General features: G+C 66.5%; 8 protein-coding genes. 6 read left to right on the top strand and 2 right to left on the bottom strand.

What is annotated here, in order from left to right; all coding sequences use genetic code 11:
- Positions 1-255 precede the first annotated feature (255 nt).
- Positions 256-4,545, top strand: coding sequence for a DEAD/DEAH box helicase (locus tag GDH07_RS29190; RefSeq protein WP_152899586.1), 4,290 nt, complete (start codon positions 256-258; stop codon positions 4,543-4,545).
- 65 nt (positions 4,546-4,610) lie between these two features.
- On the opposite strand, the gene GDH07_RS29185 is transcribed toward GDH07_RS29190, so the two are convergent.
- Positions 4,611-6,716, bottom strand: a complete 2,106-nt coding sequence (locus GDH07_RS29185) for a mechanosensitive ion channel family protein (RefSeq protein WP_343038354.1) — start codon at positions 6,714-6,716, stop codon at positions 4,611-4,613.
- A 200-nt stretch (positions 6,717-6,916) separates the two neighbouring features.
- On the opposite strand from GDH07_RS29185, the gene GDH07_RS29180 reads away from it, so the two are divergent.
- Positions 6,917-8,125 carry an MFS transporter gene (locus GDH07_RS29180; RefSeq protein WP_022641304.1) on the top strand — a complete coding sequence of 403 codons (1,209 nt, stop codon included), beginning with the start codon at positions 6,917-6,919 and terminating at the stop codon, positions 8,123-8,125.
- A 75-nt stretch (positions 8,126-8,200) separates the two neighbouring features.
- Here the strand turns inward: GDH07_RS29180 and GDH07_RS29175 are convergent, their stop codons facing one another.
- Positions 8,201-9,127, bottom strand: coding sequence for a GlxA family transcriptional regulator (locus tag GDH07_RS29175; RefSeq protein WP_152899697.1), 927 nt, complete (start codon positions 9,125-9,127; stop codon positions 8,201-8,203).
- 158 nt (positions 9,128-9,285) lie between these two features.
- Here GDH07_RS29175 and GDH07_RS29170 point away from each other — a divergent pair, with 158 nt between their 5' ends.
- The 4 genes from GDH07_RS29170 (at position 9,286) to GDH07_RS29155 (ending at position 13,944) form a co-directional block, all read left to right on the top strand.
- Entirely contained in the window at positions 9,286-9,837 is a 552-nt protein-coding gene (locus GDH07_RS29170) for a cysteine hydrolase family protein (protein ID WP_152899585.1), read from the top strand.
- A gap of 581 nt (positions 9,838-10,418) precedes the next feature.
- Positions 10,419-12,302 (top strand): 3-dehydroquinate synthase, encoded by a 1,884-nt coding sequence (locus GDH07_RS29165; protein ID WP_152899584.1) that lies wholly within the window; start codon positions 10,419-10,421, stop codon positions 12,300-12,302.
- On the top strand, positions 12,299-13,183 hold the full coding sequence (locus tag GDH07_RS29160; RefSeq protein WP_053134916.1) for a UbiA family prenyltransferase: 885 nt from the start codon (positions 12,299-12,301) through the stop codon (positions 13,181-13,183). The genes GDH07_RS29165 and GDH07_RS29160 overlap by 4 nt, the downstream gene beginning before the upstream one ends.
- Positions 13,180-13,944, top strand: a complete 765-nt coding sequence (locus GDH07_RS29155) for an EboA domain-containing protein (protein ID WP_152899583.1) — start codon at positions 13,180-13,182, stop codon at positions 13,942-13,944. Before GDH07_RS29160 ends, GDH07_RS29155 begins: the two co-directional genes overlap by 4 nt.
- Positions 13,945-13,960: the final 16 nt, after the last annotated feature.

Raw genomic sequence — 13,960 nt, 5'->3', positions numbered from 1 at the left:
GTTGGTTTGGATTGGTCAATTCCCGGGGAGCCAAGCCCGCCGGGAATTGCCGGAATCGTTGCATTTTGCGGGTTTGTGGCGCAAGCGTCACTGAGAAAGTGCGTCCCCCACCTCTCGAGCGTAGCCACTGGCGCAGGCCAGGCCGCCACCAAGCTCCCGGGCCAGGCGGTGGCCGGCACCGTATCGGACAAAAGGCGCGGGTAGCCGCCAGGCGGGCGCTTGCAAGTTGCACCGGGCGGCCGCATAACGTCAGGCATGAACCTTGCCGAATCCGCGAACCTGCCACTGGACGCTTTCCATCCAGCCGTCCGGGCCTGGTTCCAGCGTACCTTCGCCGCCGTGACCAAGGCCCAGGCCCGAGCCTGGCCGTTGATCGCCCAGCGACGTTCGACGCTGATCGCCGCCCCCACTGGCTCGGGCAAGACCCTGACGGCCTTTCTCGCCGTACTCGACGACCTGGTGCGCCAGGGCCTGGCCGCAGGTGGCGAGCTGCCGGACGCCACCCTGGTGGTCTATGTCTCGCCGCTCAAGGCCCTGAGCAACGATATCCAGGTCAACCTCCAGCAACCCCTGGCCGGGATCACCGAGCAGCTGCGCCTGATGGGCCTGCCGGAGTTGACCATCCGGACTGCCGTGCGCACTGGCGACACCCCGCAGAAAGAGCGCAACGCCATGCGCCGGAACGCGCCGCAGATCCTCGTCACCACTCCCGAATCGCTCTATGTGCTGCTAGGCTCGGACTCGGGACGTCGGATGCTGGCCAGCACCCGGACGGTGATCGTCGATGAAATCCACGCCCTGGCCGGCAGCAAGCGCGGCAGCCACCTGGCCCTGAGCCTGGAACGCTTGCAGGCGTTGTGCAGCGCGCCCTTGCTCCGCATCGGCCTGTCCGCCACGCAGAAACCCATCGAGGCGGTATCGCGCTTCCTGGCCGGACACGACCGCCCCTGCGAGATCGTCGATATCGGTCACTCCCGCCCCCGGGACCTGGACATCGAGGTGCCGCCCGTGCCGTTGTCGGCGGTGATGTCCACCGATGTCTGGGGCCTGGTGTACGACCGCCTGGCGAGCCTCGCCCGGGACCATCGCACCACCCTGATATTCGTCAACACCCGGCGCCTGGCCGAGCGCTTGAGCCGCTACTTGAGCGAGCGCCTGGGACGCCAGGCGGTGGCCGCCCACCACGGCAGCCTGGCCAAGGAGCAACGCCTGGCCGCAGAACAGCGGCTCAAGGCCGGCGAGTTGCAAGTACTGGTGGCCACCGCATCCCTGGAGCTGGGCATCGACATCGGCGACGTCGACCTGGTCTGCCAGATCGGCTCGCCGGGCTCGATCTCGGCCTTTTTGCAACGGGTCGGGCGTTCCGGGCACCAGGTTGGCGGCACCCCCAAGGGCCGCTTGTTCGCCTTGACCCGCGACGACCTGATCGAGTGCACCGCCCTGCTCGATTGCGTGCGCCGGGGCGAGCTGGACAGCCTGTCGATCCCCAGGGCGCCGCTGGATGTGCTGGCCCAGCAGATCGTCGCCGAAGTCAGCTGCCAGGAGTGGTCGGAAGACGCGCTGCTGGAGTTGGTGCGCCGCGCCAGCCCCTATGCCGGGCTCGACTCGCAGCACTACCAGGCGCTGCTGCGCATGCTCGCCGAAGGCTTCAATGGCCGCCAGGGCCTGCGCAGCGCCTACCTGCATCGCGACGCCCTGGCCCGGACCCTGCGCGGGCGCCGCGGCGCCAGGCTGACTGCGGTCACCAGCGGCGGCACCATTCCCGACAACGCCGACTACAGCGTGCTGCTCGAACCCCAGGGCCTGAACATCGGCAGCGTCAACGAAGACTTCGCCGTGGAGAGCCATGCCGGCGACGTGTTCCAGCTGGGCAACAACTCCTACCGCATCCTGCGGGTGGAAACCGGCAAGGTGCGGGTCGAGGACGCTCCCGGCCAGCCACCGAGCCTGCCGTTCTGGCTCGGCGAGGCACCTGGGCGCAGCACCGAATTGTCGGCGGCCGTGGCGCGCCTGCTGGCCCGCCTGGATCAATTGCTGGGCGTCGCCCCGGGCCAGCTGCAAGCGGCCATCGACTGGCTGCGAGAGGAACCGGGCCTGAGCCAGGCCTGCGCCGAACAGCTGGTGGAATACCTGGCGCCGGCTCGCCAGGCCCTGGGCGCCCTGCCGTCCCAGGACACCTTGATCATGGAGCGCTTCTTCGATGAGTCCGGCGGCACCCAGCTCGTAATCCACAGTCCCTTCGGCAGCCACATCAACCGCGCCTGGGGCCTGGCCCTGCGCAAACGCTTCTGCCGCACCTTCAATTTCGAGCTGCAGGCCGCGGCCAGCGAAGACGCCATCGTCTTGTCGCTGTCCACCAGCCACAGCTTCGCCCTGGATGAAGTGTGGCGCTACCTGCACAGCAACAGCGCCGAGCACATCCTGGTCCAGGCCCTGCTCGATGCCCCGCTGTTCGGCGTGCGCTGGCGCTGGAATGCCGGGGTGGCCCTGGCCCTGCCACGCTACAGCGGCGGACGCAAAGTGGCGCCGCAGATCCAGCGGATGAAGAGCGAAGACCTGATCGCCAGTGTGTTTCCCGACCAGATCGCCTGCCTGGAGAACCTCGCCGGCGAACGGCAGATTCCCGATCACCCGCTGGTGGAGCAAACCCTGGACGACTGCCTGCACGAAGCCATGGACAGCGCAGGCTGGCTGCAACTGCTACGGCGCATGGAACAAGGCCAGGTACGCCTGCTCAGCCGTGACCTGCCGGCGCCCTCGCCACTGGCGGCGGAGATCCTCAGCGCCAAGCCCTATACCTTCCTCGACGATGCGCCCCTGGAGGAACGCCGTACCCAGGCGGTGCTGGCCCGACGCTGGAGCGACCCTACCGCCAGCGACGACCTGGGCGCCCTGGACCCTGGCGCCATCGCCGCAGTGGCCGAGGAAGCCTGGCCGACTCCCGCCGGCACCGACGAAATGCACGAGGCCCTGATGAGCCTGGCCTGCATCAGCGACGCCGAGGCGAAAGCCAACCCGGGGTGGATCGAGTGGTTGCAGGCATTGGCCATCCAGGGACGCGCCTGTTGCTTGCGGGCGCCCAGCGACACCCGGTTGTGGCTGGCGGTGGAGCGCATCGCTTGCCTGCAGGTCCTTTATCCACAAGCGTCGCTGCAACCGCCGTTGCTGCCGATAGCGGGTTTCGACCCGGCCTGGGAGCCGGAGGATGCCTTGGTGGAAGTGATCCGCGCCCGGCTCAGCGGTTTCGCGCCGCTGACCCTGGAACAGGTCGCCACGCCCCTGGGCCTGCCCGAGGAGCAAGTGGCCCGGGCCCTGGCCCGGCTCGAAACCGAGGGTTACGTGCTGCGCGGCAGCTTCAGCCCCGGAGGCGATGCGCAGCAGTGGTGCGAACGTCATCTGCTGGCACGGATCCATCGCTACACGGTCAAGCGCCTGCGCCGGGAAATCGAGCCTGTGGCGTTGCAGGATTTCATGCGTTTCCTGTTCGACTGGCAGCGCCTGTCAGCGGACACCCGGGGCCAGGGCAGCGCCATGCTGGCCGAGGTGGTTGGCCAGCTCGAAGGTTATCCGGCGGCCGCCTCGGCCTGGGACAGCGACCTGTTGCCAGCACGCCTGAAGGACTACTCCAACCACTGGCTGGATGAGCTGTGCCGCAGCGGCAAGGTGGCCTGGAGCCGGATCAACGCCAGTGGTAAACCGGCCAACGGCGCCTTGCGCAGTACACCGATCGTGCTCCTGCCGCGGGCCCAGGCCCCCATCTGGAACAGCCTGGCCACCCCGCTCGGCGCCGAGCTGTCGGCCAAGGCGCAAAAGGTCCAGGCCCTGCTGGGCCAGCAAGGTGCGCTGTTCTTCGATGAACTGCTGCATGAAAGCCACCTGCTGCGCAGCGAGCTGGAAAGCGTGCTGCAGGAATTGGTGGGGGCCGGGCTGGTGAACGCCGACAGCTTCGCCGGCCTGCGTGCCCTGATCACTCCGGCGAGCAAGCGCCAACAACGCAGTAGCCGACGCGGGCGCGGTGCCTTCAGTGGCGGCATGGACGACGCCGGGCGCTGGGCCCTGCTCCGGCGCTCGGTGAGCCAGGATCCGAGCGCCACCCTGGAACATGTGGCCATGACCCTGCTGCGCCGTTATGGCGTGTTGTTCTGGCGTTTGCTGGAGCGCGAGGCCGACTGGCTGCCCAGCTGGCGCGAACTGCTGCGCACCCTGCATCGCCTGGAGGCCCGTGGGCAGATCCGTGGTGGGCGTTTCGTCAGCGGCCTGGCCGGGGAACAATTCGCCCTGCCGGAAGCCATCCCGCTGCTACGCGAAGTACGCCGGCGCCCTCACGACGGCAGCCTGGTGGCGGTGTGCGGGGTGGACCCGCTGAACCTCGCCGGGACCCTGCTGCCCGGCCCCAAGGTCCCGGCCCTGGGCGGCAACCGCCTGGTGTACCGCGATGGCCTGCCAGCCGCCGCCGAGATTGCCGGGGTCCAGCATATCTGGCTGCAATTGCCCCCCGAGCAAGCCCAGGCCCTGCGCCACAAGCTGGTACAGCACCGCCTGTAACCGCAGCCGCCGGCCCCGCAAGCACTACTGCCTGCCCCCTCAAGCAGGCACGCGGCCCGGCCGCTTCACTGCGCGCGAGGCGACTCGGGCAGCAGCAGCGCCGACTCATCCTGCTCCGGCTCGTCTTCATGGAGCCGCCGCGCCGGCAGCATCACCTGTTGTGGATAAGTCTGGGCGAAATGCACCCACGGGGAGTTATCCACAAGCTTCTTCAAGCGCTGGTTGAACGCCCGGGTGACCGCATACTGGCCACCGGACACCGTACGGAACTGCGCCGTCAGCACCACGCCGTTGAGGTCCATCTTGTCCACCCCGAACACGTCCAGGCCGCCTTGCAGGCTGTACTTGAGGAACGGGTCGTCACTGATCGAGCGACCGGCCTCGCGGATCAGCTCGATGGCCTTGTCGACATCCGAGTCATAGGTGAACTGCACCGAGAAGAAGGCGAAGGCGAACTGCCGCGACTGGTTGGTGACCGCCTTGATCTGCCCGAACGGCACCGAATGCACGAAGCCCTTGCCGTCGCGCAGGCGCAGGGTCCGGATGGTCAGGCCTTCCACGGTCCCGGCATGGCCGGAATCCAGCACCACCCAGTCACCGACGGACAGAGTGTCCTCGATGATGATGAACAGGCCGGTGATCACGTCCTGCACCAATTGCTGGGAGCCGAAACCGATGGCCAGGCCGACCACCCCGGCACCGGCCAGCAATGGTGCGACGTTGATCCCCAGATTGGCCATGGTGGTGATCGCGCAGATCACCACCAGGATGATTTTGATCGCGTTGCGCAGCAGCGGCAGGATGGTCTTGACCCGGGTGCTGGGCTGGCGTGCCGAGCGCTTGTTGGCCGGTGGTTTCAAGGCCTCCTGGATCGCCGTGTCCAGCACCACCCACAGCAACCAGGTCACCAGGAAGATCAGGCCGATGCTGCTCAGCGAATCGCTGATGGCCCGACCCACGGTATTGCGCTGGGCGAATTCGAACAGCGAGAGGCCCCAGATGCGCCCGAGGATCTCGATGAAGGCGATGGCCATGACGATGCGCAGCAGCGCATGCAGCAGGCTGAGAAAGCGCTCCTTGTAGGCGCTGCTGCGCTGGATCGACTGGGCACTGCGGGACTTGAACAGGTGCTGCAGCAGCGTGCTGAGAAAGACCGTGGCGATCAGCAGTGCGGTGGTCAGCAAGGCACAGCGCAGGGCTTCCTGGCTGTCCTCGCCGGCGCCGATCAGGTTGACCGCCGAGACCAGCGCCATCAGCAGGATGGGCCAGTACCAGAGCCCGGAAAAGATCCGCAGCGACTCCTGCAACGCCGGCTGCCCGAGACGCTGGGACAGCGGGCGATTGCGGATCAGTTGCGCCACCGGCCGGCGCAGGCGGACCACCAGCACGGCGAAGATCACCGTGGCCAGCAATCCGGTGACCACCGCCACGCTGCTGGTGATGTTGCCCCCCAGCTGGCGAGCGATCTGCGGGCTGGCCAGGGCATCGCTGAGGGCAGCCAGAAAGCCCATGAGAAATAACGGTTTGGGACAATAGTCGCGGATCACCCGGACCGCCGGGCGTTTGTGTCCCACGTTGAACAGCACGATCAGGCACAACAGCACGCTGGTGGAGACGATGCCGCTGCTGGTGGCGTAGGCCAGGCACAAGGCCAGGGCCCGCCCCACGGAGCCGGACAACGAGTGGCTGACGTACAGCGTCAGGGGCAGGCTGATCAGGGCCGGCAAGGTGTAGGGCAGAAGGTATTCCAGCAAGGCTTGCCCACGGGGGCGGGCCAGCAACCAGCGTTGTCGCGCCAGACGGCGGAGCAGCCAGCCTCCCAGCAGCGTCAGCAGCACGAAGCTGCCGAGCCAGGTGCCGGACAGCACCAGGAAGTCCCCGGCCACGCTCCAGCCGGAACGGTCCGACGGCTGGTTGACCAGGCGCCCCACCTCGTCCGCCGCACGATCGGCGCGCAGGCGCCAGGCATCGAGCAGGTTCTGGTTGAGGTCGAGCTTGTCCTGGACCTCATCGAGGCTCGAAGTGATGGCGCCCAGCAACCCTCCCTCGACCAGCAGTTCCGGCTTGGCCGGAGTCTCGGCCGGGGCGGTGGGCGCGGGGGCGGCATCCAGCTCGCGGCTGCCCAGCAAGAGCAGCACCCCGAGCAGAATCGCGGTCTTGAAATTCAACACAACGCGGGGCTCCTTCAGCAGGGTCTGTAAGGAACTGATCAGCAAACGCCCGGCAAGTTCGCCTGGATTACCCTTCTCCGGTCATTGCTTCACCGCGATCCTTGACCTGGCGACAAGTATGTTGTGCCGATATCCGTATTTTTCTGCACGAGTCGAAACCGGACACTGCGCGCCATTCAACTTCAACCGGAGTCGCAGTGATGCCCATTGCCTTGCTCGCGCTGACCCTCAGCGCATTCGCCATCGGGACGACCGAATTCGTCATCGTCGGCTTGTTACCCACCATCGGTGCCGACCTCGGGGTCAGCTTGCCGTCCGCCGGGCTGCTGGTCAGCCTCTACGCTCTCGGGGTAGCCATCGGCGCCCCGGTACTCACCGCCCTGAGCGGCAAGGTTCCACGCAAACTGTTGCTGCTGTCGCTGATGGTGCTGTTCACCCTGGGCAACCTCTTGGCCTGGACCGCGCCCGGCTATGAATCCCTGGTGCTGGCACGGATCGTCACCGGCCTGGCCCACGGGGTGTTCTTCTCCATCGGTTCGACCATCGCCACCAGCCTGGTGCCCAAGGAAAAAGCCGCCAGCGCGATCGCCATCATGTTCACCGGGCTGACCGTGGCCCTGGTCACCGGCGTTCCCCTGGGGACCTTCATCGGCCAGCATTTCGGCTGGCGGGAAACCTTCCTCGCGGTAGCCGCCCTCGGCGTGATCGCCTTCATCGGCAGCCTGCTGTACGTCCCCGGGCAGATCGCCCACAGTCGCCCGGCGTCGCTGCTGCAGCAGTTGCAGGTACTCAAGCAGCCTCGCCTGCTGCTGGTCTACGCCATGACTGCGGTCGGCTACGGTGGCTCGTTCATCGCCTTCACCTTCCTGGCGCCGATCCTCCAGGAGATTTCCGGCTTCAGCGCCAGCACCGTGAGCCTGGTGCTGCTGGTGTACGGCGTGTCGGTAGCGGTGGGCAATATCTGGGGTGGCAAGCTGGCGGACCGGCGTGGCCCGATCGGCGCGCTGAAGATCATCTTCGCCCTGCTGGCCAGCGTCCTGCTGTTGCTCACCTTCACCGCCGGCAACCCATGGCTGGCGCTGCTCACCGTGCTGCTGTGGGGTGCGGTGGCCTTCGGCAACGTGCCCGGCCTGCAGGTCTATGTGGTTCGCCAGGCCGAACATCACACGCCCCAGGCGGTGGATGTGGCCTCGGGCCTGAACATCGCCGCGTTCAACCTGGGCATCGCTGGTGGCGCCTGGCTCGGCGGCCTGATCGTCGCCCAACTGGGGTTGATCCATACCGCCTGGATCGGTGCGCTGGTGGTGCTGGTGGCCCTGGGCCTGACCGCCCTCAGCGGCCGCCTGGACCGCCGGGACCCGGCCTTCGCGGCAACGACCGGCAACGCTCGGGTCGCAACGGGTCACTGAGGCAGGTTTTGCGCAACGGGGTGCAGCCGGCACCCAGCCCGGTTGCACTCAGGACCAAGGCAAGCCGGCCGCAGCTCAGGGGATGCGGCCGGCGCCGAAGCGATTGCGATACTCGCTGGGCGCAAGCCCGGTGATCTTCTTGAACAGGCTGCGAAAGGTCGCCGGGTCCTGGTAGCCCACGGTCCAGGCGATGTGGTCGATGGTGCCGTTGGTGAACTCGAGCATTTCCCGCGCCTTGCCCACCCGCAGGTGCTGGCAGTACTGGGTCGGCTTGAGCCCGGTGGCCGCGCGGAAGCGCCGCAGCAGGGTGCGTTCTTCGAGGCCCGCCTGCTGCGCCATCGCCGCCAGCGATACATCCACCGCGCCATTGGCCTGCAACCAGTGCTGCAGCTTGAGGATCGCGGCATCGCCGTGGCTGAGGATCGGGGCGAAATTGCTGCCGCACTGGCTGGCGCTGTCACTGTGCTCCATCACCAGAAAGCGTGCCGTGGCCCTGGCCACTCCCGGCCCCATCAAGCGGTCCACCAGGCGTAGCCCCAGCTCGGCCCAGGCCATGAGGCCGGCAGTGGTGATCAGGTCGCCATCGTCGACTATGGGCTGCTCGGCCTCGAGCCGCACCTGTGGATAACGGGCGGCGAAGGCCTTGGCCGAGGTCCAGTGGGTGGTGGCGCTGCGCCCGTCGAGCAAGCCGCTCTCGGCCAGCACGATCGAACCCACGCACACGCCCCCCAGGGTCGCCCCGGCTGCATGCTGCTGGCGCAACCAGTGGACCAGGGGCGCAGAGACCTGGCTGGTGCAGAAACCGGCCAGCGCCGGTGGGATCACCAGTGCCTGCAACCCGCCGTCAGCACCTTGCCGGCTGTCGTACACCCGGATCGGAGCGTGCTCGGCATCCACCTGCCAATGGCTGACCCGCAGCAGCGGCAGGTGCCCGTCGGACTGCTCGCCGGCTACCCGGTTGGCCACCGCGAACAGGTCGGTCAGGCCATGCACCGCGGCCATCTGCACGCCCGGATAAAGCAGTACGCCCAGCTCGGCGACCGCACCTTGAATAGCCACTGTCAGTTTTCCCCCGGTTTATGTCGATGCGGCCAATCCTCGAAGCGCCGCTGCAAGCCGATACTGGGCCCCAGGTCGAACACTCACTTGGAGACAATCCCATGGCCAGACAGGCACTCATCGTAATCGATATCCAGAACGACTACTTCGCCGGGGGCAAATGGCCGCTGGTGGGGGTCGAAGCCGCTGCCGACAACGCCGCCCGGCTGATCCGGGCCTTTCGCCAGAAAGCCGCACCGGTGGTGCACATTCGCCACGAATTCGCCTCCGCCGACGCGCCGTTCTTCACTCCAGGCTCGGAAGGTGCGCAATTGCACGCCAAGGCCCGCAATCAGGGCGACGAGCCGGTGGTGCTCAAGCACCACGTCAACGCATTCCGCGAAACCGAGTTGCAAACGCTCCTCCAGCAGCAAGGCATCGAGGAACTGGTGATCGTCGGCAACATGAGCCACATGTGCGTGGAAGGTACCGCCCGGGCCGCCGCCGACCTGGGTTACCCGGTGCAGGTGATCGACGACGCCTGCGCCACCCTGGACCTGGAGTTCAACGGCAGGCAGGTGCCCGCGGCCCAGGTGCAGAGCGCCGTGATGGCGGCCCTGGCATTCGCCTATGCCAGCGTCCTGTCCACCGATGAGTTCCTGGCCTCAGCCTGACACTCCCGAAGCTCCAGCGCTGCGTTCGCAGGTTGCCTGGCTCAACAGGCAACCTGTACACGGACGCTGCCCAGCACAACTAGACGGCAGCACTGGCTGGGCTGTCGTTCAACTAAAGAAGATCAAGCTGGCGTTCAACTTAAAAGCAATCATGAGAATGAGTTTCATTAATATCGGAAGTTTAATTAAACAGACGACTAATCTAAGAACCAATGAATCGATTCAATTAAATGGAATTAAAAACAAGCCAGCTATTCAGTAGCCTGCTAATCGTTAGTATCGAGATCGCTTGAAGCCCTTCAACTTTCATTCTCACCAAGACCCCGGCCCTGCTAGCCGAAACCCGCCTTAATATCTTTTCAGAATAGTTTCCCTGCGAGCCATAAAACTGCGTTATGAGCCAGTTCATTCGCCTTGCTTGCAAAAACCAAGGCCTTGGCTAACTTGATAGCTACTCGCCACTGAAGTGCTCTTCAGCCGCTAGAAAACCAATAAGAAACCAGCCGAGGAAGCAACTACCCGCACGCTCGAATTCGCACTATCGACATGGAATCGGTCATTTCAATCAAGAGGGATGCTTGATGAAGCGTAGTTCGTTGCCTCGTGCCTTTTCGTTGAAGGGTACAACTGAAAACTATTGGCTCTCACTGCTGGTCTTCTCGGTCCTGGTGATCGCCAGCTTCCTGCTGTTCGAAGAGCAGATCCAGCAGCTGCTCGAACATCTGGGCAACTTCCTCCCCGACGATCCCGTGCAGCGCACCAGCCTCGCCCTGTTGCTGGTGGCGCTGCTGGCCCTGGATGTACTGCTGCCGGTACCTTCGAGCCTGGTGGCACTGCTGGCGGTGGCCGCCCTGGGTGCCATCGGCGGCTACCTGGTGATCTTCGTCGGCCTGTGCCTGGGCGCAGCCCTGGGCTATTGGCTGGGCGCCGGCTACTTCCGTCTGCTGTCCAGCTGGCTGGGCCTGCGTACCTGGCAGCCCGGGCAGATGGCCTACCGTCTCAGCACCTGGTCGCTGATCTGCCTGCGGGGAGTTCCGGTACTGGCGGAAACCTCGGTACTGGCCGCCGGTATGCAACGCTACCCGCTGCGCCAGTTCCTGCTGGTCACTACCCTGGCCAATGCCGGCCTGGCCCTGGCCTACGCCGCCATCGGCAGCCTGCTGGTGGAACAGAACGCCCTGTTGGCGACCATCCTCGCGAGCATGGTGCTGCCAGGCCTGTTCCTCGGCGCCCGCAGCCTGTTCAAGCCACGCCCCATGCAACCCCGCATCGCCCAGCCTGAGGTGCTGGAGGGGCGCTTCGAGGTCAGCTACCACTACCCGGTGCTCTTCAGCGACCACCTGTTCCAGGTCGATAATTCCTGCCTGCGCCAGCAACTGCTGCAAACGAGCGGCGCACGCGCCACGGTGCTGGTCTTCGCCGATGAACAACTGCTGCACTGCTGCCCGCAATTGGCACAGCAGATCGGCGACTACTTCAGCGCCCATGCCCCCGAGCTGTACCTGAAGGCCGCGCCGATCGCGGTGCCGGCTGGAGAGCTGTGCAAGACCCCAGACGTGTTGCAACAGCTGTATGCGCACATGCTCGAACATGGCCTGGACCGTCATTGCCACGTCCTGGCCCTGGGTGGCGGCGCGGTGCTCGATGCCGTGGGCTACGCCTGCGCCACGTTCCACCGGGGCATGCGCCTGGTCCGCATCCCCACCACGGTGCTGGCGCAGAACGATGCCGGCATCGGGGTGAAGAACGGCATCAATGCCTTCGCCCAGAAGAACCTGCTGGGCGCCTTCTACCCGGCCACAGCGGTGATCAACGACTTCCAGCTGCTGCTCAGCCTCTCACCGCGCGATCAGATCGCCGGGCTGGCCGAGGCGGTGAAGGTGGCGGTGATCAAGGACGCGCCGTTCTTCCAGTGGATGGAGGAGCAGGCCGAGGCCCTGGCCGGTTTCGAGCACAGCGCCAGCCGCTACGCCATCCGTCGCTGCGCCGAGCTGCACCTGGGGCATATCACCGGTGCTGGCGACCCTTTCGAGCGGGGCAACGGCCGGCCGCTGGACTACGGCCACTGGGCCGCCCACAAGCTGGAGAACCTCAGCCAGCACCGCTTGCGCCATGGCGAGGCGGTGGCCGTGGGCATGGCCCTGGACGCGCTCTACGCCAATGCCAGCGGCCTGCTGAGTGATGCCGAGACCCGGCGCCTGCTGCAATTGCTCGATCGCCTGGGCTTCAACCTGTGCCCTGCGGAGCTGAACCTCAAGGATGCCCAGGGCCGCTCGCTGGTGCTGCAAGGGCTGGAAGAGTTCCGCCAGCACCTGGGAGGCCAGTTGTCGATCCCGATGCTCAAGCGCCTGGGACAGTCCATCGACCTGCATCACATCGAACTGCCGCTGATGGAGCAGGCCCTGGCGCGCCTGGCCGGCAGCCATGGCCCGGACTTCGCCTGGACCGAGGGCTGCGCGCAATGAGCCAGTCGCCCCTGACCACCTGGCTGACCCTGGGCCGAGTCTCCAACCTGCCGACGGTGTGGACCAACGCCGCAGCCGCGGCCCTGCTGGCCAGCAGCGCGACGACCCTGGACCCGCCCTCGCCGCTGGTCTGGACCTTGCTGCTGGTGGCGCTGTCGGCGCTGTACCTGGCGGGCATGCTGCTCAATGACTTGCTCGACGCCGACTGGGACCGCCGCCACCAGAACCCGCGGCCGATCGTCCTGGGGCTGGTCAGCAGCACCCAGGTGAGCCTGGCCACCGCCGCCCTGCTATCGCTGGCAGCCCTGGCGGTGCTCGGCCTCAGCCACTTGATCGCCCAGCCCCATTGGCTGCTGGCCAGCGCTGGGTTGCTGCTGCTGTTCATCCTGGCCTACGACCTGCTGCACAAGAAGTACCCCCATAGCGTCTGGCTGATGGGCGGCTGCCGCTCGGCCCTGTACCTGACCGCCGCCGCCAGCCTGGCCATGCCGCCGCAGCCGTTGTGGCTGTGCGCCGCGCTGCTGGGCATCTACATCGCCGGCCTGACCTACCTGGCCCGCCTGGAACACCGCAACCAGCTGCTCAGCCGCCTGCCGCTGTTGCTGATGCTCAGCCCCCTGGCCCTGGCCGCCTATGCCGACAACAGCGCGTTCTGGCTGGTACTGCTGCTGTGGCTGGGCTGGCTGGGCTGGCACTACCAGCGCCACCTGGCCAATCCGCGCCAGCGGCAGATCCGTGCCTTCATCGGAGCAGGACTGGCAGCCCTGCCGCTGTTCGATGCCCTGGTACTGGCCCTGGCCCACCAGCCGCTGGGCAGCCTGCTGTGCGTGCTGGTGTTCTTCCTGCTTCCCCACCTTCAACGCTGGATCAAGCCGACATGAACATGGACGTCACCGCTTCCTCGCCAGCCCTCGCCATGCGCCATGAGGCCTTTGCCCAGCGCCGCCAGTTGCTGGAGCAGCAACTGGACAGCGCCACCCGCCACTGGTGGCGGCAAGCCCTGGAGCAACTGGCCAGCCAGCCATCGGCCAATACCCTGGTACTGCTCAGCGCCCAATGCCGGCGGCGGCTTGGCGATACGCCGGTGCCGCAGGAGCCGGGCTGGAACCTGACCCAACTGGCCCGTGCAGTGCTGCTGGGACAACTGCTCGAACAACAAGGCGCCGCAGGACAGCTGCCGTTGCTGCGCCAGTTGTTCCTGTGGGGCGACGACCAAGAGAAATGCGTGCTGCTCAAGGTCCTGGACGACCTCGACAACCAGGGCCGCAGCCTGGAGCTGGCACTGCAGGCGGGGCGCACCAACAACCGCGAGGTGTTCGCCGCCATCGCCCTGGACAACCCCTTCGTCGCCCGCCACTACCAGGGGCGGGCCTTCCACCAGCTGCTGCTCAAGACCCTGGGCATGGGCCTGGACTGCGGGCGCATCGCCGGCCTGGAACAGCGGCGCAGCGTCGACCTCAACCAGCTGGCCCTGGAGCACATGGAAGAACAACTGGCCGCGGGTCGCAGCGTCAACGACAGCCTGCCCCAGGCCATCGCCTTCGAGCTCTTGAGCCCGGCCCAACTCCAGCGCTTGCGCGGCTTCTGTCAGCAGCAGCGCCTGCCGGCGCACTGGCTGGGGCATTTCCCGCCTGGCACCTGAAGCGCCCGCACCTATC

This window comes from Pseudomonas piscis (assembly GCF_009380155.1).
GTDB classification, from domain to species: domain Bacteria; phylum Pseudomonadota; class Gammaproteobacteria; order Pseudomonadales; family Pseudomonadaceae; genus Aquipseudomonas; species Aquipseudomonas piscis.
This window is presented reverse-complemented; position numbering and strand designations above follow the sequence as displayed.

Excerpts from the sequence above, each read along its gene's own strand:
- GDH07_RS29190 (WP_152899586.1), top strand. The coding sequence starts at position 256 with ATGAACCTTGCCGAATCCGCGAACCTGCCACTGGACGCTTTCCATCCA.
- GDH07_RS29180 (WP_022641304.1), top strand. The coding sequence starts at position 6,917 with ATGCCCATTGCCTTGCTCGCGCTGACCCTCAGCGCATTCGCCATCGGG.
- GDH07_RS29175 (WP_152899697.1), bottom strand. The coding sequence starts at position 9,127 with ATGGCCGCGGTGCATGGCCTGACCGACCTGTTCGCGGTGGCCAACCGG.
- GDH07_RS29170 (WP_152899585.1), top strand. The coding sequence starts at position 9,286 with ATGGCCAGACAGGCACTCATCGTAATCGATATCCAGAACGACTACTTC.
- GDH07_RS29165 (WP_152899584.1), top strand. The coding sequence starts at position 10,419 with ATGAAGCGTAGTTCGTTGCCTCGTGCCTTTTCGTTGAAGGGTACAACT.
- GDH07_RS29160 (WP_053134916.1), top strand. The coding sequence starts at position 12,299 with ATGAGCCAGTCGCCCCTGACCACCTGGCTGACCCTGGGCCGAGTCTCC.
- GDH07_RS29155 (WP_152899583.1), top strand. The coding sequence starts at position 13,180 with ATGAACATGGACGTCACCGCTTCCTCGCCAGCCCTCGCCATGCGCCAT.